Origin of the sequence: Gordonia sp. ABSL11-1 (assembly GCF_030315685.1) — a bacterium.
Classification (GTDB): Bacteria; Actinomycetota; Actinomycetes; order Mycobacteriales; family Mycobacteriaceae; genus Gordonia.
Genome location: NZ_JASXSI010000011.1, coordinates 67,202 through 89,771 on the forward strand (window position 1 = coordinate 67,202; position 22,570 = coordinate 89,771).

Here is a 22,570-nt window from a genome sequence, read left to right on the forward strand (position 1 = left end):
CCGGTGGCCGGTCAGAAGACCGACTCGTCGACCTCCATGATGTCGGCGTCGATGTTCTCGACGGTGCCGCGGATCGCGGTCAGCTGCGGGAGCATCGACTTGGCGAAGAAGCTCGCGACCGCGATCTTGCCCTCATAGAACGACTTGTCGTCCGACGACACGCCCGCATCGAGTGCGGCGAGCGCGATCTCGGCCTGACGCAGCAGCAGCCAGCCGATGATCAGGTCGCCGACGGAGAGCAGGAACCGCACGGAGCCGAGGCCGACCTTATACAGCTCGGCCGGGTTCTCCTGGGCGTTCATCAGGTACCCGGTGAGGGTGGCGGTCATCGCCTGCACGTCGTCCATCGCGGTCTTCAGCAGAGCGCGCTCCGCCTTCAGGCGACCATTGCCGGCCTCGGTGTCGAGGAACTTCTGGATCTGGCCGGCGACGTGGGCGAAGGCTTGACCCTTGTCGCGGATGATCTTGCGGAAGAAGAAGTCCTGCGCCTGGATGGCCGTGGTGCCCTCGTACAGCGAGTCGATCTTGGAGTCGCGGATGTACTGCTCGATCGGGTAGTCCTGCAGGAAGCCCGAACCGCCCAGCGTCTGCAGCGACTCGTGGCCGAGGATGCCGTAGGCACGCTCGGAGCCGACACCCTTCACGATCGGCAGCAGCAGATCGTTGACCTTGTGCGCCATCTCGGCGTCGGCGCCGGAGACGATCTTCGCGGCGACGGGGTCCTGGTGCGATGCGGTGTAGAGGTAGACGGCACGCAGACCCTCGGCGTAGGCCTTCTGGGTCATCAGCGAACGGCGGACATCCGGGTGATGGGTGATCGTCACGCGCGGCGCGGTCTTGTCGGTCATCTGGGTCAGGTCGGCACCCTGGACACGCTCCTTCGCGTAGTCGAGAGCGTTGAGGTAGCCGGTCGACAGCGTCGAGATGGCCTTGGTGCCCACCATCATCCGGGCGTGCTCGATGACGTCGAACATCTGCGCGATGCCGTCGTGTACCTCGCCGACGAGCCAGCCGACGGCCGGGGTGCCGTGCTGACCGAAGCTCAGCTCACAGGTCGCCGACGCCTTGATGCCCATCTTGTGCTCGACGTTGGTGACGAAGACGCCGTTGCGCTCGCCGAGCTCGCCGGTCTCGTGGTCGAAGTGGAACTTCGGCACGAAGAACAGCGACAGGCCCTTGGTGCCCGGCTTGGCGCCCTCGGGGCGGGCCAGCACGAGGTGGAAGATGTTCTCGGTCATGTCCTGGTCGGCGGAGGTGATGAACCGCTTCACGCCGTCGATGTGCCAGGTGCCGTCCTCCTGCTTGACGGCCTTGGTGCGCGCGGCGCCCACGTCGGAGCCGGCGTCCGGCTCGGTGAGCACCATCGTTGCGCCCCAGCCACGTTCGGAGCAGATGGCCGCCCACTTCTTCTGCTCGTCGGTGCCGTTGTCGAAGAAGATGTTGGCGAAGCCCGAGCCGGCGGCGTACATGAAGACCGGAGGATTGGCGCCCAGGATCATCTCGCCGATGGCCCAGTACAGCGAGCGCGGGGCGGGCAAGCCGCCGAGCTCCTCGTCGATGCCGATCTTGTCCCAACCACCCTCGACGAGGGCGTTGTAGGAGGCGGCGAAGCTCTTGGGGATGGTGACGCTGTGGGTCTCCGGGTCGAACACCGGCGGATTGCGATCGGCGTCGGTGAACGACTCGGCGATCGGCCCCTCGGCCAGGCTCTTGACCTCACGGAGCATGTCGACGGCGGTCTCGTGATCGAGGTCGCCGAAGTCCCCGTCCTCCAGGACCTTGTCGAGTTCGAACATCTCGAACAGGTTGAAGTGCAGGTCACGCATGTTGCTCTTGTAATGGCCCATGGAAAAACTTCCTTCTCTGACAGGTCTGGGTGGGCTATGAGTCCTGGGCGCGAGAGTAAGTTACTCGCCGGTAACTACAGGATAGCGCCATCCGGGGTACAGAGCAATTGATCGGTCTGTGATCTGCGTCGACCGAGGTGAGCGGTCGCGGCGGGTCACCCGCCCGCAGGTGTGCCTACAGGGCTTCTCGCAGGTAGGCGAGATCTGTCGGGATCCCGTCGGCGGGGGTCTCCAGGATGACCGGGGCATCGGCCGCGGCGGCCACGGCGACGAGAACCTCGGGATCGATGTGTCCGTCGCCGAGGTTGGCGTGCCGGTCGCGACCGGAGTCGAACTCATCACGCGAGTTGTTGAGGTGCACCAGATCGATCCGCCCGGTGATGCCCTTGACGCGTTCGACGAGTCCGACCAGATCCTCGCCGCCGGCCCAGGCATGGCAGGTGTCGAGGCAGAAACCGGCCTGCTCGAAGTCGCCGACCGACTCCCACAGCCGGTCGATGGCCTCGAGGGTGCGGGCCATCGCGTGATCGCCGCCCGCGGTGTTCTCGATCAGGATCGGGACGCCGAATCCGCCCTTGTCGACCTGACGGTCGAAGAGCTTGCGCCAGTTGGCGAATCCCTCCTTGGCGTCCTCGCCGTCGCGCAGGTGGCCGCCGTGTACGACCAGGCCGAAGGCGCCGAGCTCGGCGGCCGCGGTCGCCTGCTGCTCGACCGCCTTGCGTGACGGCATCCGCAGCCGGTTGTTCAGGCTGGCGACGTTGATCTGGTAGCTGGAGTGGACGACGACGTCGATCTCGGAGTCGCGGATCGCGGCCGCGTCGTCGCGAGCCTCCGGCTTCTTCCAGCTCTGTGGATCGGTCACGAACATCTGGAAGACGTCGATGCCGAGTTCGCTCGCGGTGGACAGGGGGTCGGCGTCCTCACGCAGATGTGCTCCGATGCGCATGGGTCAAACGATAGTGCCCCGTGGCGAGGAGCCCTGCTCTCAGTCGTCGAGTGCGGGGACCGTCTCGATGGTGATCGGCACTCCGGTGGCGATGAGCAGGCGGCAGGGCGCGTCGCTGCCGTGATACAGACTGAGCCACTCGTGACCTCTGCTGCCCGCTGCGTACACGGTGTCGAGGGTGCGGTTGAGTCGCTGCTCCGCTTCCTTGGTGATGATGTAGCGCTGGTCGCCGTAACGCAGATACCGGTCGGGCACCGGGACTCCTCCCCATCGGTGTGATACCGATCACCATCCTAGGTGTTGTCCCAACAGTTCACCGAGCACCCGGCGGTTTGCCGGGCCCCGAACAGGGAATGATCACTAGGCTGACGGCAGGTGAACGTGCAGGGTGCCCCGACGTGGGCGTGGGTGGGCAGGAACTCGGGTGAGCATTGACGACACGGTGAACTCCCGGGTGCCCGACGATGCGGCCGCCCGTGACACCTCTGCCGACGGCGTCGAACCCATCCTCGACGACATCTCGGCCGCTGCCGCCCCCGACACCGACCCGGTGAACCGGCGCGACCTGACGATCGTGCGCCGCATCGCGATCGCCGCGTGGGTGGGGTTCATGATCTACGAGATCGCGGTCAACGGCGTGGCCTTCGACCGCACGCAGCTGATCGTCCTGTTGTGCCTCGGCATGCTGGCCGCGACCATCGGCCGTCGGCGCGCGATCAGCGTGATCATCGACTGGCTGCCGTTCGCGCTCATCCTGATCCTCTACGACTGGACCCGCGACGTCGCGCGCATCGTGGACATGCCGACGCAGTGGCATCTGGCCGCCGACGTCGATCACTGGCTGTTCGGCGTCAACCCGACGGTGTGGCTGCAGGAACACCTCAAGCAGGCGTCCCCGCCCTGGTGGGAGGTCGTCACCAGCGTCGTCTACATGTCGTACTTCATCGTGCCGTACGCGGTCGCCGCGGTGCTGTGGCTCAAGGATCGTTCGGCATGGCGACGGTATGCGGCGTGCTTCGTCGCGACTACCTTCCTCGCGCTCGTCGGCTACACCCTGGTGCCTGCCGCACCGCCGTGGGCGGCCGCGCGCTGTACCGCGGAACAACTCGTCGACCATCCCCGCGAACCGCACTGCATGGCCACGGAGGGGGCCGTCGCGAACGGCGGGATCCTCGGCGAGGTCACGCCGACCAACCCGGACGCGCAGCCGTATGTGGAGCGGATCTCCGCGCGCGGCTGGAACTTCCTCAACATCCACGCGGCGTCGACACTCGTGGAGGTCGGGCAGGGCAAGGCCAATCTGGTGGCGGCGATCCCGTCCCTGCACGCGGGCCTGACGATGTTGCTGGCCCTGTTCATGTGGCCGCGGGTGAAGGCGTTGGGGAAGACACTGTTCATGGGGTACGCGCTCGCGATGGCGTTCACCCTCGTCTACACGGCCGAACACTATGTCTTCGACATCATCCTCGGCTGGGGGCTCGCGGCCTTCGTCATCCTGGTCGCGAGCATCGTCGACAAGCGCTGGTTGACACCACGTGCGGAACGGCGGCGCGCACAGAGGGAGATCACGCAGAGGGAAGGCGCGCAGAGGGAAGGCGCGCAGAGGGAAGGCGCGCAGAGGGAAGGCGCGCAGAGGGAAGGCGCGCAGAGGGAAAGCGCGCAGAGGGAAGGCGCCGGACGCGAAGCGCCCGAACCGGACACGGAAGTGCCCGCACCCGGTCGGTAGTCTCGTCGTCATGTCCTCGTCCCGTGTGCGCCCGCTGATGCGTGGCGTCGCGGGCGCCGGACTCATCATGGCGCTCGCCATGGCGATCCTCGTGATGCACTCGGTGATCGCACACTGCGCCACCGGGCACGAGGCGACCGGTCAGGAGATCGGCGGGTCGCACGGCCAGTCGACGATGCACTCCGCCCACCAGTCCCTCGACGATCGCGACACGATCGGCGGCGCCGGCGACTGCGACCCACACGACCACGCGTGCGTCTTCATCCGGGCCGGCGAGCCCGCCGTCGTCATCCTCGGCATCCTGGTTCTGGCCTGGGGATTTCCCATCCCGCCGCTGCTGCGGTCGATCCGTGTCCTGCGCACACTGCGGGCCGGCCGTCCACCACCGTGGGCGATGCCGACCCATCTGCAACTCCAGGTGATCCGCTGCTGATGGACGTCTACCGGACCCACGTGCCCTGAGCGCACGGTCGGTGCCCGGCCGACGCCATACCCGCCTGCCACACCGGCAGAGCGGTTCTGCAGCACTGCGTTCTCGAGCAGTGCCTTCCCGAAGGATCACTTGTGAAGAATCGACAGAAGTTCTTGTACGCCACCATCTCCGCGTCGACGGCTGCGGCTCTGTTCGCCGGGTGCTCGACCTCCGACGACGAGCCGACGACACCGTCGGCTTCGATGGAGCACGGCGGCGCGCATTCGGCCGCCCCGACATCGTCATCGGAGTCGGCGACCCACAACGCCGCCGACGTCACCTTCAACCAGATGATGATCCCGCATCATGAGCAGGCGGTCGAGATGGCCGGTCTCGTCCGAGGACGCAGCACCGACCCCGCGCTGCTCGAGCTCGCGACCCGGATCGCGGACGCCCAGCAACCCGAGATCGACGAGATGACCGCTCGTCTGTCCGGGTGGGGGATCGACGCCGCCGGCGGTGGTCACGCCGCCGGCGGTCATGAGGGACATGACATGTCGGGCATGATGAGCGAATCGGACATGTCCGCATTGACGGCCGCGCGAGGTGCGGAGTTCGATCGACTGTGGCTCGAGGGGATGATCCGCCATCACCAGGGTGCGGTCGAGATGGCCGACGACGAACTCGCCTCCGGGATCGACGGGCCGTCACGCGCCCTGGCGGAACAGGTGAGAAAGGCCCAGCAGGCCGAGATCGACGAGATGAGAAGGATGCTCGGACAGTGATCGTCCCACGATGATCAGAACGGGCCGGGCGCACCCTGTCGGGGTTCGCCCGGCCCGTGCCGGTCGTTCGTGGCGTCCATCGGAGTTCCCGGCGTCCTCTCTCCGGGGCCTCTACTCGGGTCGACGCAGCGGCAGGCGCATCAGGTAGACCTGATAGCCGGTGTAGATCGAGTAGGTGAAGTAGACGTTGTTGCCCTTCGACCAGGGGTGGATGAAGGGCGCGTAGCCCGAGTAGGGGTTGTTCGCCGGGACGACGACCTCACCGGAAGTCCATGGACCCCACGGATTGTCGGCGGTCCGCAGCACCACGCCCGAATCCTTGGTGCCGAGGGAGATGTACTTGCCGAGGTAGTCGTTCCACGCGACCGACAGCTCGCCGGTCGGCGAGCCCATCACCGGGGTGGCCGAGTCCGGATTGTTGCGCACCCACCGTCCGTAGGAGAAGTACTCGTACTTGCCGAGATGCTCGATGTCCCTCTCGTCGACACGGGCGAGATAGACAGCACCCCAACGGCCGTCGGACGTTCCGTAGGTGTAGACGGTGTGCCCGACCTTCAGGTAGGCGGCCATCTGGAACTTCGCGTTGCCGCCGCCGTTGGGCCGGAAGGCGTTGACGGCCCGCCAGTTCTGCCCGTTGTCGGTCGACGCGGCGAGACCGGACCAGTTCGTGTACCAGACACCGGGCTGTCCCCAGTGTTTCACCGACATCACGTTCATGTACTGCTTGCCATTCGCCGCGACCCCGGCGGTCGGGATGATGGTGATCTCGCGACGCAGGTTCGGCTTCAGCAGCCGCTTGGCGTGCCCGGGCGGGCCCGCGTGCCCGGTGAACGTCATGCCGTCGGCGAGGTTGCGGTCGCGGCTGCGCAGCAGCACGTTGGAACGCCAGTACCAGAGTTCGCCGTAGAGCAGGGACCAGCCGTTGAACGACTGGGTGTCGCCGAAGGCGGCCATGATCTCGCCGTGCCCGTTGTCCCACAGGACGCCGAGGTCGGTGCCGACGATGTTGTATCGGCCGATGGTGTCGTTGATCGACCCCGGTCCGGTCAGGCGCGCGACGATGGTGCCGTTTCCGGCCGCCACGGGTGCCGCGTCGGCCGTCGGGGTTGCCAGTCCAGCGGTGAGGGCGGTGGCGAGCGCGGTGACCGCCATCGCCATACCCCACCGTCGGTTGCGCCGCGTCATGCGCGTGACCCTATCAAGACCCCACGGTGATTGGTGCGTGACGTGAGACGATCGTTCAGGTTCGCGAGTCCCGTCCTGCGCGGCGCTTCCCCAGGTCGCTCCCTCATGCCTCGGTGTATCGGCCTCCGGTGTCGACCGCAGTGAAGTCGATCGTGGCCGCAGCGTTGTTCACCCCGGTCACCATGCCCACGCCGAACTGTCCGTCCAGGTCGTACAGGTTGGTCGTGCTCGTCGAGATGCCGTCGACCTCGACGTGGGCGGCCGCCTCGACACCGATCCGTGACCCGACCGGCAGACGCGACAGCGCGACCGTGAGATCGCAGTTGATGAACGCGATCCCGGCGCTGCCCCAGTTGCACACCAGGCTCGTCGACTCCCCGCTGATGGCGGCCCGTTCGAACGGCGACGGTTCCTCTCCGGCGACCGTCGACACCGCGCGCGTCCACAGCCACTTGCGCCGGCCGTCCTGATGGGAGCCCATGTCCTGACTCCAGGTGATCTCGCCGTCCGGGCCGGCCGCGCCGTACCACGGGTAGTGGTCGTCGGGATCGGAGTCCGGTGGGCGGAACCGGATCGACTCGGCGGGGCGCGACCATCGCTCACCCGGTGGGTTGTCGCTCTCCTTCACGAACACGGTGGTGCTGCGGGCGACCGTGACCGGAGCCGAATCGTCGTCTGATTGGAGGACATCCACCTCAACGACCTTGATGCGGCCGCCGTCGCGGATCAGGCGCGCCCGCGTGCTCGTCGGGGCGTCTCGGGCGACCTTGAACAGGTCGATCGTGAAGCGGGCGGGCCGGAAACCGGTCGCGCTGAACTCCTCCTCGGCGGCCCGGGCGGCGACGGCGCAGACAGCCGGTCCGTTCAGCGTTCCCGGGGCCCAGAGACTGGCCGCGAACCGCGTCGGGATCAGGCGGTCGTCGTCCCGCGAGAAAAAGGCGATCGACGACATGTGTCCCCCTCGGTCGTAATAACCTTCGTCCATGACAATTGCAGATTACGCACGCCAGATTCCCGACGAACTGGTGGCCGCGGTCCGTTCGATGATGATCGTGACCTCCATCGTCGGAATCGTCCTGGGCATCATCGCGCTCGTGTGGCCGGCCGCGACCCTGTTCGTGATCGGCGTCCTCTTCGGCATCTCGCTGATCGTCGCGGGATTGTTCCGTCTCTACACGTCCTTCGCGTCGTCGCTGCTGTCCGGCGGCTGGCGGTTCGTGCTCGGACTCATCGGCGCCCTCATCCTGATCGCCGGGATCATCGCCCTCTTCAATCCGGAGGAGTCGCTGCTCTTCCTGGCCATCTTCATCGGCGTCGGCTGGATCTTCCAGGGCGTCGCCGACCTGTCGCATGCGGTCGCGGGTTCGCTGCACACGCCGCGGTGGCTGCTGGTGCTGTCCGGGGTCGTGGCGATCGTCGCCGGCATCGTCATGCTCTTCATCCCCGGCCTCGCGCTCGCGACATTCCTGTGGGTCGCGGCGATCATGCTGATCGTGGTCAGCGTCGTCACGCTGTTCACATTGCCGAAGAAGGTCGACCAGCCGGTCTGAGGCGCCGACGCCGATCAGGCGATCGCGAGACCGTCGAACGTCACCGAGGCCCGTGCGGTGTCGGTGTCGTCGGCGATCACGTCGATGAGGGCGTTGATCGTCACGAGCACGTCTTGGCCGTGCAGGAGCCGCGCACGATCGATGGGCCCGGGGTCACCGTCGATCATCGTGCGCGGGTCGGCTTCCGCGCGGTGGGCGACGGCCGCGGCGAGCAGGCGGCGCGCCTGCTGCTGATCGTCGTCCCACAGTGCATCCGCGGTGGTCAGGTAGAGCCGGACCGCCGGCGGATAGTCGTGCAGATGCACCAGGGCCCACGCCCAGTGTTTGGCGACGTCGACGGTGTCGGACTGCGCCGGACCGTGGGTTCGCAGGTACTTTCCGTGCAGTTCGCGGCACAGCGGCGTCGAATCCGCCCATAACTCGAGGTGGGACATGCATCGCACGCAGTCGTGCAGATTCGACAGGTACATCAGCGAGTACGGTCCCTCGCGGCGCGACCGGATCTCACGGAGGACGGAGAACTCGGCGAGGGCGTGCGAGAACTCACCGGCCGACAGGTACGTCTGCGCCTCCTCCTGCATCTCGTCGAGCATGACCTGATTGTCGTCGACTCCGGCGTCGAGCGGGTGATTTCCTCGGAAACGACTCGGCCGCCACCCCTTTCGAGGTGGCGGCCGAGTCGTGTCAGCGGATCAGTACTGCGGCAGCGCCGGAGCGCTGGACCTCAGTACTGGGGGTTCGGCGGATACGGCGGCGGTGCGACGCCACCGGGTGCGCCGATCGGTGCGATCAGCCCACCGGTGAAGTACCGGTAGGCGTAGTTCGTCGCGATCATCGTGACCGGCAGGGTGACCAGCAGGCCGACGAGGCACAGGATCGCGCCGACGATGTTGAGGCCGATGACCGCTAGCGCCAACAGGAACAGCGGTCCGGCGTTCTTGCTGATCACCGAGAAGCTGGCCTTGATGCCGGCGATCGGGTCGAGGTCCCGGTCGACGACGAAGGTCAGCGACCAGTACGCGAGAAACGCGAAGACGATGCCCGGGATGATCAGCAGGATCAGACCGATCGCGGTGCCGAGACCGACCAGAAATGCGGTGATGATGACGGCACCGATGTTGACCTCGAAGAACCGGCCGATCGACGGCTTGGCGCCGCTGGTCTCGTCCAGTGCGCCACGTGCGTACGCCCCCTGGAAGATGTAGCCGACGATGGTCGAGATGATGCCGAACAGTGCGCTGATCCAGAAGATCCGGCCGTAGTCCGACGAGACGTTGTTCAGCCAGCCGATCAGGCCGGAGACGACGAGGGAGATCAGGATGATGACGATCCAGGAGACGGCGTTCTCCTTGTAGCGGTTCCAGCCGTAGCTGATGGCCTCGCCGATGGAGAACTGTGCGGGAGGCGGCGCGCCGAATGCCGCGGTGCCGTAGTTCCCGGGTGCACCCGGGGCGCCGGGAGAGCCGTAGCCACCTGCCGGTTGACCGTAGCCACCGGCCGGTTGGCCGTAACCACCTGCGGGCTGACCGTATCCGGGGTCACCGCCGGGCTGGCCGTAACCGGGTCCCGGCTGACCGGGCTGACCGTAGCCGCCACCGGGAGGCGGCGGGGGAGATCCGGGAGGGGGAGTACCGGGAGGAGGCGAGCCCGGGGGAGGGTAGGAACCCGGCGGGGGATAGCTGCCACCACCCTGTGGCGGAGTGGACTCCGGCGGCGGGTACGACCCCGGCGGCGGATAGGACGGCGGCGGGGTACCACCGGCGTTCGGATCGTCCGGCGTGCCGGGATTGTGAGGATCGGGCGGTGTGGTCATGGCTGGGAGGATACGGCCACAGCGGGCAGGTCAACAGTGTTTCTGTCGACGCGTCGTGTCAAAGAATGACGAAATCACCTCGGGGCGGTCATGTCGGGTGAGGCAGGTCACACCGTCGGGTGGATCCGCCTCGGCAGGACTGGCATCGTGAACATCGTGAGTGACGACATCGGCAGCATCTCCGAAGGCTCTGACGGCGAGTACAGTCTCGACGACGACGATCAGCTCCAACCCGAGGACACGCTCGACGATCGTGGTGTCGACGACGTGCTCGACGAGGGCTACTCTCCGCCGGACCACCGACCGAGCGGTGCGCAGCGCGGACTGACCGCCCAGGAGCAGCGCGAGGGCGAGACCCTCGATGAGCGTCTCTCCGAGGAGGAGCCCGACGTCGGCGCGTCCGATCCGCTCGACGACATCGACGCCGACAACCGAAAGGACTGGCGGTCACACGCATCCGACCGCGACGCCGACTACGACGACGCCGATCAGGCGGGCAACGGACGTGCCGGAAGGTTGATCGCCCCCGACGAGGGGACCGGCATCGACGACGAGCAGGAACAGGTCGCCACCGACGCCGGCATCGACGGCGCGGGCGCCTCCGCCGAAGAGGCCGCGGTGCACTACATCGACGTCGACGAGGTCGAGGAGTCCGAAGAGGCAGCCGAGAACGACTGAATCACCTCTGCGTGAACTGATCGAGGGTCTCGAGGATGAATGTCCGTGCCGCATCGGCACGGACACCGAGGGATTCCAGTACCGCCGCGAGTGCGGGATCGGCGAACAGCGCCAGCAGAAGGTGTTCGGTGCCCACGTAGTTGTGGCCCATGTCGACAGCGGTGGTCACGGTCTTCTCGAGTACGGACTTCGACCGGTCATCGAAGGGCACCAGCGACTTTCGGCTTCCGGTCTCCTCGGGGTCGCCGGCCGGCACGGTGCAGGCCTCCGCCAGCACGGCCAGCTCGACGCCCTGGGCTCGCAGCGTGAGGTCCGCGACCGATTCGGGCGCGACGGACAGGCCCCGGGCGAGATGTTCCGGTGTGACCGACGCGGCATGCTCGGCGATCGCCAGATTGTTGGCTTCCGCGACGACGTTGCGGGCCCGAGGTGTGAAGCGCCCGAACGGATTCGACTCGTCCGCGAGCGACGTATCGGGAGTCGGCGTCACGAAGCGCTTCTGCGCGGCCTGCTTGCTGACGCCCATGCTGGTGCCGATCTCGGTCCAGGAGGCGCCCGCGCGACGAGCCTGATCGACGAAATGGCCGATGAGGTGATCGGCGATCTCGCCGAGATGCTGACCGGCGACCACGGCGTCGGAGAGCTGTTCGAGCGGGTCGTCGTGCACCTTGCGGATGGCGGCGATCAGGTCGTCGAGACGGATGTTCTCCATGATGACGGGTTTCGGCATGCGTCAACCATAGGTTGACGCACAGTTCGCGTCAACCATGCATTGACGATGAAACCGCGATGAGCGGTTCTTGTCGGTGGCATGTGATGCGATGACCGCGAGTGTCTCGACCCGGATATTCGTTGACAGCGGTGACGGCCGTGGGAACGATGGAGCCGAGGGTTGCCCGTCCATCTGCCGGTTCAGCACGAGCCGGTCCACAGGAACCGGGAGGTACCGGTGAGCATCACCAAGCCCAGCATCACCCCATCCGTTACTCACACATCCGTTCCAGCGGAGACATCCGTTCCGGCGGTGTCCGAGTCGAGGTCGCAGGCCGACAGGTTCCTCGCGGTCCGCGGACTGACCGACGCCCTGACGGCGAGCCTGTCCGCCGAGGACCAGACCCCGCAGTCGATGACCGACGCGAGCCCGGTGAAATGGCATCGGGCGCATGTCACGTGGTTCTTCGAGGAGTTCATCCTCCGCAACGATCCCTCGTACGTCGTCTACGACGAGTCCTTCCGATATCTCTTCAACAGCTACTACGAGGCGGTCGGAGCGCGGCATCCGCGCCCCGAGCGCGGGCTGGTGACCCGACCGGGCGTCGCCGATGTCGGCCACTACCGCGAGTACGTGGACAACGCGATGGTCGACGTCCTCGAGCGCGGCGCCCTCGACGACGACGTGCTCGCCCTCGTCGAACTCGGTTGCCACCACGAGCAGCAGCACCAGGAGCTGCTGCTCATGGACCTCAAGCACCTGTTCTCCACCCACGCGTTCGCCCCGGTGTACGTCGAGCGGGTCGCCGACGAGTCCGGTACGCCTGATCCACTGACCTGGCGGTCGGTGGCAGGTGGGGTGAAAGAAATCGGCGCCGGGAGCGGAGCGAGCGGGCCGGGTCAGTTCGGCGCCGGGAGCGGAGCGAGCGGGCCAGGTCAGTTCGGCGCCGGGAGCGGAGCGAGCGGGCCAGGTCAGTTCGGCGCCGGGAGCGGCAGCGGTTTTTCCTACGACAACGAGGGTCCGCGGCATCGGGTGTTCCTGGAGGACTTCGAGATCGCCGAGCGCGCGGTCACCAACGCCGAGTGGCTGGAGTTCATCGCCGACGACGGCTACCGGCGTCCCGAGTTCTGGCTGTCCGACGGGTGGGCCCACATCCGCGAGACGGGCTGGCAGGCGCCGGGGTACTGGCAGCAGGTCGACGGGGAGTGGACCACGTTCACGCTGTCGGGACGTCGCCGGCTCGTCCTCGACGAGCCCGTCCTGCACGTCTCGTTCTACGAGGCCGACGCGTACGCACGGTGGGCGGGAGTTCGTCTCCCCACCGAATTCGAGTGGGAGACGGCCGCTGTCACCGGGTCGTCGACGCGGGGGCAACTGCTCGATCCGGCCCGATGTCATCCGGGCCGCGCCGGCAGCACCATGATCGGCGACACGTGGCAGTGGACGGCCAGTGCCTACCTGCCATATCCGGGGTTCGTCCCCGCCAACGGCGCCGTCGGTGAGTACAACGGCAAGTTCATGTCCGATCAGCATGTGCTGCGCGGCGCGAGCGCGGTGACGCCGCGTGGTCACGAGCGGGCGACCTACCGCAATTTCTTCCCGGCCTCGGCGCGCTGGGCGTTCTCCGGACTGCGGTTGGCCCGGTGATCACCGGTATCGAGGACCCGCTGGCCGCCGACGTCGTCGCGGGCCTGTGGGCCGATCCGCCGACCCTGCCGACGAAGTGGCTCTACGACGAGCGCGGCAGCAGATTGTTCGACGAGATCACCCGGCTGCCCGAGTACTACCCGACGCGGCGGGAGACCGAGATCCTCGAGGCACGCAGTGCGGAGATCGCGGCCGTGACCGAGGCGTCGACGATGGTCGAACTCGGGTCGGGCACGTCGACCAAGACCCGCCTGCTGCTCTCCGCGTTCGCCGAGCGTGCCGATCACGAGGGCCGGACGTTTCGCTACGTCCCGCTCGATGTGAGCACAGAGACCCTCGAGTCGTCGGCGGCCACGTTGCGGGTCGACTTTCCGGGCATCGACATCGTCCCGGTGGCCGGCGACTTCACGAGCGCCGATCTCATTGTGCCGCCCTCCTCGGGGCCACGTGTCGCGGTGTTCTTGGGCGGCACCATCGGCAACTTCGACGACGAGGCGCGAGCGGCCTTCTTGCACACCATCGCCGGAGCCCTCGACCCGGGCGACTACTTCCTGCTCGGCGCCGACCTGATCAAGGACACCGGCCGGCTCGTCGCCGCCTACAACGACAAGGCCGGGGTGACCGCCGATTTCAACCGCAACATGATCGAGGTGCTGCGGACCGGTCTCGACACGCGGGGTCTGTACGCCGACGATTTCGATCACGTCGCCCGGTGGAATCCGAAGCGTCACCGCATCGAGATGTGGCTGCGCGCGCGACGCGACGTCGTCGTCGACATCCCGATCCTCGACCGTCGCTGGGAGCTGGCGGCCGGAACCGAGGTGCTCACCGAGATCAGCACCAAATTCGACCGCGCGACATTGGCCGACGAGCTCGCGACCGCGGGGCTCGACGTGACCCACACCTGGACCGACGACGCCGGCGACTTCCTGCTGACGCTCGCCCGGCGGTGACCACGCGGGTCAATCGGCGAGCAGTTCGGCCACGCGTGGGATCACCTGGGTGCCATAGAGTTCGATACTGCGCATGAGTTTGTCGTGCGGCAGCGTGCCGTGCGAGTACTTCATGTCGAAGCGGCTCAGGCCCAACGCTTTCGACGTCGCGGCGATCTTGATGGCGACTGTCTCCGGCGATCCGACGTACAGCGACCCCGACGGCCCTGTCGACCGATCGAATTCGATGCGTGTCGGCGGCGGCCAGCCGCGCTCGCGCCCGATCCGTTCGACGTAGACGCGGTAGTGGGGCCACAACTCCTCGCGCGCCTGCTCGTCGGTGTCGGCGACGTGGCCGGGGGAGTGCACGCCCACCGGCAGATCCGTCGGCTGATCGAGTTCGGTCAGGGCCCGCCGATACAGGTCGACGTACGGGGCGAACCGCAGTGGATCGCCGCCGATGATGGCCAGCATCAACGGAAGGCCGCAGGACGCCGACCGGATCACCGACTCGGGGCTGCCGCCGACCGCGATCCAGGTCGGCAACGGCGGCTCGGCGAGTTGTGGGAACACCGACTGCTCGGTCAGCGGGCCCCGTGTGGAACCCGACCACGTGACCGGCTGCCCGGAGCGCAACGCCGCGAACAACGACAGCTTGTCGGTGAACAGCTCCTCGTACTCGGACAGGTCGAAGCCGAAGAGCGGGAACGACTCCGTGAACGAGCCACGCCCCAGGATCACCTCGGCCCGCCCGTTCGACAGCGCGTCGACCGTGGAGAAGCGTTCGAACACACGGATCGGGTCGTCCGAACTCAGCACCGTCACCGCCGAACCCAACCGCATCCGACTGGTCCGCGCGGCGACCGCGGCCAGGATCACCTCGGGCGCCGAGACCGCGTAGTCATCGCGGTGATGTTCACCGACGCCGAGGAAATCGACCCCCACCTCATCGGCGAGCACGGCCTGGGCGAGAACGTTGCGGATGGTCTGTGCCGCTGTCAGCGGGATGCCGGTGTCGTCGACGGTGACGTCGCCGAACGTGTCAAGACCCAACTCCATAGGAGCAAATGTAGCCAATCCCTGCTGAACATCAGGTGCTGTCATAAGCTGAACGCGCGCTGAAGACCGTCGGCGTCATGACAGATCAAGGAGAGCACTCCCATGTGGGATTCGTTCTGGGACTTCATCTGGTACACGATCGTCATCTTCGCGTTCGTCGCGTACCTGATCGTCCTGTGGTTCATCATCACCGACCTGTTCCGCGACCACAAGGCGTCCGGTTGGCAGAAGGCCGCGTGGGTCATCTTCCTGGTGATCTTCCCGTACCTGACGTCGATCGTGTACCTGCTCGCGAAGGGCCGCGGCATGGCGGAGCGCCAGCAGGCGGCGGCGAAGGAGGCCAAGGCCGCCACCGACAGCTACATCCAGTCGGTCGCCACGAAGAGCCCCGCCGAACAGATCGCCGACGCCAAGTCCCTTCTCGACGCGGGCACCATCACGCAGGAGGAGTACGACTCGCTGAAGGCGAAGGCCCTGGCGTAAGGCAGTTCTCGCGGCCGCCGTGGTGCGGGTATGGCAGTTATGTTGCGAAGGGATCGGCAGTGTGGCCGACGAGATCAGCGACCGAACCGATGACGCGGGTGGGCCGGTAGGGGTACAGCTCGACCGAGGTCGGTGTGGAGATGCCGGACAGTACGAGGATCGTCTGCAGGCCGGCCTCCATGCCGGAGATGACGTCGGTGTCCATGCGGTCACCGATCATCAGGGTCGTCTCCGAGTGGGCGCCGATCTGGCGGATCGCCGACCGCATCATCAGCGGATTCGGCTTGCCCACGTAGTACGGCTCGCGGCCGGTGGCCCGGGTGATGAGTGCGGCGACCGCGCCGGTCGCCGGCAGCGAACCGCTCGCCGACGGACCGGTCGCGTCCGGGTTGGTCGCGATGAACCGGGCGCCCCGCTCGACCAGCCGGATGGCCGTCGTGATGGCCTCGAACGAGTAGGTGCGCGTCTCGCCGAGCACCACGTAGTCCGGCTCAGAATCGGTGATCACGTAGCCGATGTCGTGTAGGGCCGTGGTCAGCCCGGATTCGCCGACCACGTAGGCCGACCCGCCGGGCCGCTGCGAATCGAGGAACCGCGCCGTGGCCAGCGCCGACGTCCAGATCGCGGCCTCCGGGATGTCGAGGCCGGTGCGTAACAGGCGGGCGCGGAGATCCCGCGGTGTGCGGATCGAGTTGTTCGTCAGCACGATGAACGGGATCTCGTTGTCGCGTAGTTCGGCGAGGAACGCATCCGCGCCGGGGATCAGGTGCTCCTCGCTGACGAGCACGCCGTCCATGTCCATCAGGTAGTTCCAGGCCATGCCCCGAATTATGGCGGTCTCACACCCGGGTCGCGCCAAACCCGGCGAATACGCCCGCTCGCTGACACAATGACGCTCACGCCAGACCAGCCCCCAGCCCAACTCCCCAGCCCACCCAGCAGAGGTCGTAGGTGATCGGTTACCTGTGCAAGCGCATCGCCTCGTGGGCGGTCCTTGTCGTCATCGCCACGAACTTCGCTTTCTTCCTGGCCACCTGGTTCCTCGATCCGCGCTCGAACTACGCCGAGCGCAAGCCCCCGCTACCGGCCGAGGTCGTCGACAACACCCTGAGCACCTACAACCTCAACGACAAGACGCCCGTCCTGGAGCGGTGGTGGACGTGGCTGACCGACATTCTGCTGCACTGGGATTGGGGTTCGACGCCGGTCGGGACCAGTGTCAACGGCCAGGTCGCCTTCCGCCTGTGGTCGTCGGTCCAGCTCCTCACGGCCGCCACGGTGCTGGCCACCCTCCTCGGGATCGCCCTCGGCGTCTACACCGCGCTTCGCCACTACCGGCTCGCCGACCGCGCGTGGCAGTTCGTCTCCATCGTGATGATCAACGTGCCGGTCGCCGTGGCCGGCCTCGCCGTCGTCCTGCTGGGTATCGCGATCAACCAGCAGGTCGGTCATACCGTCGTGTTCGTCGCCGGATCGTCGAGCATCGATGTCCATGGCTTCTTCCCGGTCCTGCTCGATCGGCTCAAACACCTGATCCTGCCGACGATCACGCTGGTCGTCGTGCAGTACGCGGGCCTGCATCTGATGCAGCGCTCGCTGCTGCTCGACACGATCGACGCCGACTACGTGCGCACGGCACGGGCCAAGGGGCTCACCCGCGGCGTCGCGGTCCGCAGGCACGCGCTGCGCACCGCGATCATCCCGGTCGCCGTCGGTATCGCCTTCGCCATCCCGGCGGTCTTCACCGGCGCCGTCATCACCGAGACCATCTTCGGATGGGAGGGCATGGGCCGGTATTTCGTCACCTCCATCAACACGAACGACGTGTACGGGGTCGTCGCGGTCGCCGCGTTCGGTGCCGTCGCGACCGCGGTCGGCGCGATCCTCGCCGATCTCGCCGTCGTGTATCTCGATCCGCGCGTGCGGGTGACCTGAGAGTGAGACGACAGTGGTGAGAACGACAGTGGTGAGAACGACAGTGGTGAGACCGCAATGGTGATGATGCCGCCCGAACCGAATCGCGAGGAACCGCCGCGCGCCGAGACCGCGCGTCGTCGCGGCCATCACGACCCGACGGCGACCGCACCCGTCATGGGGGAGACCGGCGGACTGCTCGCCGACGGCGTCGGCCCCGTCGAGGACAGCCTCGAGACTCCGATCGCCCGCGGGCGGTCCGGCCGTATCCTGCTGATCGCCCGACGATTCGCCCGTAACCGCACCGCGCTCGCCGGCCTGGTCATCTTCGTCCTGCTCGTGCTGTTCGCGGTGTTCGGCGGTTTCCTGACGCCGTGGTCGTACACCGACACCGACTTCCTCGCGATCGGTTTCCCACCGTCGTCGGGACACTGGTTCGGCACCAACGACGCGGGCAACGACCTCTACGCGCAGGTCGTCCACGGTCTGCAGCGGTCCCTCGTCATCGCTCTCACCGTGTCGATCGGGACGACCATCATCGCCGCGTTCGTCGGAGCGTTCGCCGCCTACTTCGGCGGGTGGGTGCAGCGCGCCATCCTCGGTGTCATCTATCTGCTGCTGGTGATCCCGACCTTCCTGATCATCGCGCTCATCTCCAACAAGACCGGCGGCGACTGGCGCTGGCTCATCGTCGTCTTCACCGTGACCGGCTGGATGATGTTGGCGCGCATCATCCACTCGATGGCCCAGTCCATCCGGGAGCGCGACTATGTCGCGGCCGCACGGTATCTCGGGGAGCCGCCGTTGACCATCGTGGCCCGCCACATACTCCCCAACCTGGCATCGCTGCTCGTCATCAACTTCGCCCTCGGTGTCGTCGCGACCGTTCTCGCCGAGACCGGGCTGTCGTTCCTCGGCCTGGGCGTGCAGATCCCCGACGTCACCCTGGGCGCGTTGCTGCAGTCGGGCGCGGGTGCCCTGTTCGCCTCGCCGTGGCTGTTCTACTTCCCGGCCGCGGTGCTGACCCTGCTGACCGTGTCGATGGCGCTGATCGCGGACGGCCTGCGCGACGCCCTCGACCCGACCTCGGGCTCGGGGGCACGGGCATGAGCACGGAGACGGACGCCCCGGTGCTGTCGGTGCGGGATCTGCACGTGGCGTTCGGCTCGGAGGCCGGTCGGGTCGAGGCCGTGCGCGGCCTCTCCTTCGACGTCGCCCCGGCCACGACACTGGCGATCGTCGGCGAGTCGGGGTCGGGGAAGTCGGTGTCGGCGTTGGCCGTTCTGGGTCTGTTGCCGGCGTCCGCAGAGGTTCGGGGGTCGGTGACGGTGAGCGACCGCGAGCTGATCGGGCTCGGCGACAAGGAGATGTCGGCGGTGCGCGGGCGGGAGATCTCGATGATCTTCCAGGATCCGTTGTCGTCGCTGACGCCGGTGTTCACGGTCGGCGCGCAGATCGTCGAGGCGCTGCAGGCCCATCAGGACATCGGGCGCCGGGCCGCGACCGAGCGTGCAATCGAATTGCTCGACCTCGTCGGCATCCCCGACCCCATCCGCCGGTCGACCTCGTTCCCGCACGAGCTGTCCGGCGGGATGCGTCAGCGCGTGATGATCGCGATGGCCATCGCCAACGATCCGGCGGTGATCATCGCCGACGAACCGACCACGGCCCTCGACGTGACCATCCAGGCGCAGATCCTCGACCTGCTCGCGACGGCCCGGGCCGAGACCGGTGCCGCGATGGTGCTCATCACCCACGACCTCGGTGTGGTCGCCGGTACCGCCGACGACGTCATCGTCATGTACGGCGGACGCGCCGTCGAACGGGCGGCGGTGGATCCGCTGTTCTCCGAGCCGCGGATGCCGTACACGATCGGCCTGCTCGGGGCGATGCCGCGGGTCGACCGGGTCACCGAGTCCCTCACCCCGATACCGGGCAGCCCGCCGGTCCTGATCGACCCGCCCGACGCCTGCCAGTTCGCGCCGCGGTGCCCGATCGCCGTCGACGACTGCCATCACGGGGAGCCGCCGCTGACCGCGGTGGCACCCGACAGTGCACCCGGCGCCGCCCACGCCACTGCCCACGCCGCCGCCTGCATCCGGGTCGGGGAGATCGCCGCCGACGGCACCATCGACGGCCGGCCGGTCTTCGACGATCCCGGGCTCCCGGCACACACCCCGCCGTCGGACCCGACGGACGAGATGCTGCTCGAGGTCACCGGTTTGCGCAAGGAGTTCCCGCTCACCAGGGGACTGCTGCGGCGCCGCGTCGGGACGGTGCGGGCCGTCGACGGCATCTCGTTCGGCATCCGACGCGGCGAGACCTTCGCCATCGTCGGCGAATCGGGTAGCGGCAAGTCGACGGCACTGCTCGAGGTGATGGATTTCGCCCAGCCCGCCGGGGTGGTCCGATTGTCGGGCACCGATCCGTCGTCGCTGTCGCGCCGTGCGGCGCGGGTGTTGCGCCGAGACATGTCCATCGTGTTCCAGGATCCGTCCGAAGCGCTCGATCCGCGGTTCACCGCGTTCGACATCGTGGCCGAACCCTTACGGGCGCTGGGCCTGTCGCGGGCGGACACCGACACTCGGGTGGCCGGGCTGCTGCGTCGCGTCGGACTCGACCCGGCTCACGCCGACCGCTACCCGTCGGCCTTCTCCGGCGGGCAACGACAACGCCTGGCGATTGCGCGGGCCCTGGGCACCGACCCCCGGCTCATCATCCTCGACGAGCCGTTGTCGGCGCTCGACGTCTCCGTGCAGGCCGACATCGTCAACCTCATTCGGCGCCTGCAGGCCGACGGCGACGTCTCCTATCTCGTCGTCGCGCACGATCTGTCGGTGATCCGGCACATGGCCGACCAGGTGGCGGTCATGTACCTCGGGAGATTCGTCGAATTCGGTTCCACCGCACAGGTGTTCGAGAGTCCGGCGCATCCGTACACGCAGGCGCTGCTGTCGGCGGTCCCGATCCCGGATCCCCGCGCCGAGCGCGCACGATCGCCGATCGTGCTCCGCGGCGAACTGCCCAGTCCGTCGGAGGAGATCGCCGGATGTGCGTTCGCCGGACGATGTCCGCTGCATCTGACGCTGCCGGACGCGGACCGCGATCGGTGTCGGTCCGAGGTGCCCGCCGTCCGCGAAACCGCACCCGGGCATGGCGCGGCCTGCCATTTCACCGATCGCATGCCGGTGTCGGCGGAGGTGGACAGATGAGATACCCGATCGTGCGCCGACTGATCGTACTGGTCGCGGCTGCGGTCCTCGGAGTCGCCGGCACCGCCGGTTGCGGTGTGGCGCTGGATGACTCCGCGATCTCCACGAGCGGTGCGGACCTCAATCCGCAGCCGCGCGAGAACCTCCGCGACGGTGGGAGCCTCACGACCGCTGTCCCCGAGGTGTCCCCGCAGTGGAACACCTTCCACGCCGACGGTTCGGCCTACACCCTGCTGATGTGGCGGTGGTACAACCCGACATTGGCGTACTTCGCGCCGGACGGCACCTACTCGTTCAACCGCGACTACCTCACGGACGTACGCAAGGAACTCGTCGACGGCAAGACCGTCGTCACCTACACGATCAACCCGAAGGCGTACTTCAACGACGGCACACCGATCGACTACCGGGCGTTCGTCAACACCTGGCGCACCAGCAGCGGAACGGATCCGGACTACATTGTGGGTGCCACCGACGGCTACGACCAGATCGAGTCGGTGACGCGGGGTGTCGACGACCGGCAGGCCGTCGTCCGGTTCCGGGGTGTCTGGGCGTGGCCCGACGGGCTGTTCAATCTGCTGTTGCACCCGAAGGTGTCGACCGCGGACCTGTACAACACGACCTACCTGCAGAACCCGCATCCGGAGTGGGGAGCCGGGCCGTACACGGTGAACAGCTACGACCCGAACACCGGCGTGGTCGTGTTCACCCGGAACCCGAAGTGGTGGGGCAAGCCCGGAAAGCTGGATCGGCGGGTGTTCCGACAGATGGAGGATCAGGCCGCGATCAACGCGTTCCGCAACGGCGAGCTCGACGCCATCGGCGTGGCGAGCAAGGACTCCCGCGCTCAGGTGATCACCATGGGCGGCGTCGACATCCGCACCGCCGCGTCGCCGCAGCAGTCGCTGCTCGTGGTCAACCTCGACACCCCGATCCTCGCCGATCGCCGCGTCCGCGAAGGACTGTTGTTCGGCGTCGACCGCAGCACCCTGGCGCGCATCCGGTTCACCGGCCTGAACTACTCCGAGCCACTGCCGGGATCGTTGCAGATGTACTCGTTCCAGCCCGGCTACGAAGACAACCTCGACGGTGTCATCGGCTACGACCCCGACCGGGCCCGCGCGATCCTCGACGAGGCCGGATGGGTGGTCGGCGACGACGGCACCCGCGTCAAGGACGGTCGACGCCTGTCCGTGACGCTCCCGATCCTCTCCGACGCCGCCGCCAGCCAGAACCTGGCCCGTGCGTTCCAGGCGATCCTCAAGCAGGTCGGCGTTGATGTCGTCATCGCCCTGCGCCCTGCGTCGGACTTCTCGAAGGTCGTGGTGAACAAGGAATTCGACCTGTTCCTGATCGGCTTCTCGTCCAGCGATCCGTTCGGCATGGCCTATCTGTGCCAGACATGGTGCGAGGGTTCGCAGCTGAACAAGGCGGGAGCGGGATCACCGGAACTCGACGCCGAGATCGCCCGGGTCGCTGCCATTCCCGAACCGGCCGCCCAGATCGCCGCCGGCAACAAGGTGGAGCGACAGGCCTTCGCCCAGTACTCGGATCTCCCACTGTTCAACGGGCCGTCGATGGTGGCGGTCAAGGAGAAACTCGCCAACTACGGTGCGGGCCAGTTCTACATCGGGCCCGTCGAGGACATCGGGTGGCAGAAGTGATCGCG

At 67.3% G+C, this 22,570-nt stretch carries 22 protein-coding genes; 12 read left to right on the forward strand and 10 right to left on the reverse strand.

The features are described 5' to 3' along the window. Window positions 1-11 precede the first annotated feature (11 nt). From QSJ19_RS13750 to QSJ19_RS13760, 3 genes are all read right to left on the reverse strand, one after another. Window positions 12-1,847 (reverse strand): acyl-CoA dehydrogenase, encoded by a 1,836-nt coding sequence (locus QSJ19_RS13750; RefSeq protein WP_286321154.1) that lies wholly within the window; start codon window positions 1,845-1,847, stop codon window positions 12-14. A 175-nt stretch (window positions 1,848-2,022) separates the two neighbouring features. Further along, window positions 2,023-2,793 carry a deoxyribonuclease IV gene (locus QSJ19_RS13755; RefSeq protein ID WP_286321156.1) on the reverse strand — a complete coding sequence of 257 codons (771 nt, stop codon included), beginning with the start codon at window positions 2,791-2,793 and terminating at the stop codon, window positions 2,023-2,025. 39 nt (window positions 2,794-2,832) lie between these two features. After that, entirely contained in the window at window positions 2,833-3,048 is a 216-nt protein-coding gene (locus tag QSJ19_RS13760) for a hypothetical protein (RefSeq protein WP_286321157.1), read from the reverse strand. A gap of 169 nt (window positions 3,049-3,217) precedes the next feature. On the opposite strand from QSJ19_RS13760, the gene QSJ19_RS13765 reads away from it, so the two are divergent. The 3 genes from QSJ19_RS13765 to QSJ19_RS13775 all read left to right on the forward strand — a co-directional run bounded on the left by QSJ19_RS13765 (window position 3,218) and on the right by QSJ19_RS13775 (window position 5,716). Next, window positions 3,218-4,519, forward strand: a complete 1,302-nt coding sequence (locus QSJ19_RS13765) for a phosphatase PAP2 family protein (protein WP_502876170.1) — start codon at window positions 3,218-3,220, stop codon at window positions 4,517-4,519. Between the two features lie 10 nt (window positions 4,520-4,529). Continuing rightward, the gene (locus tag QSJ19_RS13770; RefSeq protein ID WP_286321158.1) at window positions 4,530-4,952 is read left to right on the forward strand and encodes a hypothetical protein; all 423 of its coding nucleotides are present in this window, start codon (window positions 4,530-4,532) and stop codon (window positions 4,950-4,952) included. Window positions 4,953-5,083: 131 nt separating this feature from the next. Next, window positions 5,084-5,716 carry a DUF305 domain-containing protein gene (locus QSJ19_RS13775; RefSeq protein ID WP_286321159.1) on the forward strand — a complete coding sequence of 211 codons (633 nt, stop codon included), beginning with the start codon at window positions 5,084-5,086 and terminating at the stop codon, window positions 5,714-5,716. 111 nt (window positions 5,717-5,827) lie between these two features. Here the strand turns inward: QSJ19_RS13775 and QSJ19_RS13780 are convergent, their stop codons facing one another. Together QSJ19_RS13780 and QSJ19_RS13785 are read right to left on the reverse strand one after the other, a co-directional pair. Next, on the reverse strand, window positions 5,828-6,901 hold the full coding sequence (locus QSJ19_RS13780) for a glycoside hydrolase family 183 protein (protein ID WP_286321160.1): 1,074 nt from the start codon (window positions 6,899-6,901) through the stop codon (window positions 5,828-5,830). Between the two features lie 103 nt (window positions 6,902-7,004). Next, the gene (locus QSJ19_RS13785) at window positions 7,005-7,853 is read right to left on the reverse strand and encodes an acyl-CoA thioesterase domain-containing protein (RefSeq protein WP_286321162.1); all 849 of its coding nucleotides are present in this window, start codon (window positions 7,851-7,853) and stop codon (window positions 7,005-7,007) included. Window positions 7,854-7,884: 31 nt separating this feature from the next. On the opposite strand from QSJ19_RS13785, the gene QSJ19_RS13790 reads away from it, so the two are divergent. Further along, window positions 7,885-8,451, forward strand: coding sequence for an HdeD family acid-resistance protein (locus QSJ19_RS13790; RefSeq protein ID WP_286321164.1), 567 nt, complete (start codon window positions 7,885-7,887; stop codon window positions 8,449-8,451). A gap of 14 nt (window positions 8,452-8,465) precedes the next feature. Here the strand turns inward: QSJ19_RS13790 and QSJ19_RS13795 are convergent, their stop codons facing one another. Both QSJ19_RS13795 and QSJ19_RS13800 read right to left on the reverse strand, forming a co-directional pair. Then, window positions 8,466-9,044 carry a hypothetical protein gene (locus QSJ19_RS13795; protein ID WP_286321166.1) on the reverse strand — a complete coding sequence of 193 codons (579 nt, stop codon included), beginning with the start codon at window positions 9,042-9,044 and terminating at the stop codon, window positions 8,466-8,468. A 131-nt stretch (window positions 9,045-9,175) separates the two neighbouring features. Further along, entirely contained in the window at window positions 9,176-10,264 is a 1,089-nt protein-coding gene (locus QSJ19_RS13800; protein ID WP_286321168.1) for a DUF2189 domain-containing protein, read from the reverse strand. 156 nt (window positions 10,265-10,420) lie between these two features. Here QSJ19_RS13800 and QSJ19_RS13805 point away from each other — a divergent pair, with 156 nt between their 5' ends. Then, window positions 10,421-10,942 carry a DUF5709 domain-containing protein gene (locus QSJ19_RS13805; RefSeq protein WP_286321170.1) on the forward strand — a complete coding sequence of 174 codons (522 nt, stop codon included), beginning with the start codon at window positions 10,421-10,423 and terminating at the stop codon, window positions 10,940-10,942. Window position 10,943: 1 nt separating this feature from the next. Here QSJ19_RS13805 and QSJ19_RS13810 read toward each other — a convergent pair whose 3' ends face one another. Further along, window positions 10,944-11,672 (reverse strand): Clp protease N-terminal domain-containing protein, encoded by a 729-nt coding sequence (locus tag QSJ19_RS13810; RefSeq protein WP_286321171.1) that lies wholly within the window; start codon window positions 11,670-11,672, stop codon window positions 10,944-10,946. A 294-nt stretch (window positions 11,673-11,966) separates the two neighbouring features. Here QSJ19_RS13810 and egtB point away from each other — a divergent pair, with 294 nt between their 5' ends. Beyond that, window positions 11,967-13,301: an ergothioneine biosynthesis protein EgtB gene (gene egtB / locus QSJ19_RS13815; RefSeq protein WP_286321173.1), complete on the forward strand. Its 1,335-nt coding sequence runs from the start codon at window positions 11,967-11,969 to the stop codon at window positions 13,299-13,301. Further along, window positions 13,298-14,254, forward strand: coding sequence for an L-histidine N(alpha)-methyltransferase (gene egtD, locus QSJ19_RS13820; protein WP_286321175.1), 957 nt, complete (start codon window positions 13,298-13,300; stop codon window positions 14,252-14,254). The genes egtB and egtD overlap by 4 nt, the downstream gene beginning before the upstream one ends. A 9-nt stretch (window positions 14,255-14,263) precedes the next feature. Here egtD and QSJ19_RS13825 read toward each other — a convergent pair whose 3' ends face one another. Beyond that, window positions 14,264-15,292 carry an LLM class flavin-dependent oxidoreductase gene (locus QSJ19_RS13825; protein WP_286321180.1) on the reverse strand — a complete coding sequence of 343 codons (1,029 nt, stop codon included), beginning with the start codon at window positions 15,290-15,292 and terminating at the stop codon, window positions 14,264-14,266. A 102-nt stretch (window positions 15,293-15,394) separates the two neighbouring features. On the opposite strand from QSJ19_RS13825, the gene QSJ19_RS13830 reads away from it, so the two are divergent. After that, window positions 15,395-15,775, forward strand: coding sequence for an SHOCT domain-containing protein (locus tag QSJ19_RS13830; RefSeq protein ID WP_286321182.1), 381 nt, complete (start codon window positions 15,395-15,397; stop codon window positions 15,773-15,775). A 37-nt stretch (window positions 15,776-15,812) separates the two neighbouring features. Here the strand turns inward: QSJ19_RS13830 and QSJ19_RS13835 are convergent, their stop codons facing one another. Further along, window positions 15,813-16,595 (reverse strand): HAD-IIA family hydrolase, encoded by a 783-nt coding sequence (locus QSJ19_RS13835; RefSeq protein ID WP_286321183.1) that lies wholly within the window; start codon window positions 16,593-16,595, stop codon window positions 15,813-15,815. 131 nt (window positions 16,596-16,726) lie between these two features. On the opposite strand from QSJ19_RS13835, the gene QSJ19_RS13840 reads away from it, so the two are divergent. From QSJ19_RS13840 to QSJ19_RS13855, 4 genes are read left to right on the forward strand one after another with little or no spacing between them, the layout of a single operon-like run. Then, window positions 16,727-17,710, forward strand: coding sequence for an ABC transporter permease (locus QSJ19_RS13840; RefSeq protein ID WP_286321185.1), 984 nt, complete (start codon window positions 16,727-16,729; stop codon window positions 17,708-17,710). Between the two features lie 57 nt (window positions 17,711-17,767). Next, a complete protein-coding gene (locus QSJ19_RS13845) occupies window positions 17,768-18,799 on the forward strand; it encodes an ABC transporter permease (RefSeq protein ID WP_502876172.1) in 1,032 nt (343 codons plus the stop codon). After that, a complete protein-coding gene (locus QSJ19_RS13850; protein WP_286321187.1) occupies window positions 18,796-20,901 on the forward strand; it encodes an ABC transporter ATP-binding protein in 2,106 nt (701 codons plus the stop codon). The genes QSJ19_RS13845 and QSJ19_RS13850 overlap by 4 nt, the downstream gene beginning before the upstream one ends. Then, complete coding sequence (locus QSJ19_RS13855) at window positions 20,898-22,565, forward strand: ABC transporter family substrate-binding protein (protein WP_286321189.1); 1,668 nt, start codon at window positions 20,898-20,900, stop codon at window positions 22,563-22,565. The genes QSJ19_RS13850 and QSJ19_RS13855 overlap by 4 nt, the downstream gene beginning before the upstream one ends. The last annotated feature ends 5 nt before the right edge of the window (window positions 22,566-22,570 follow it).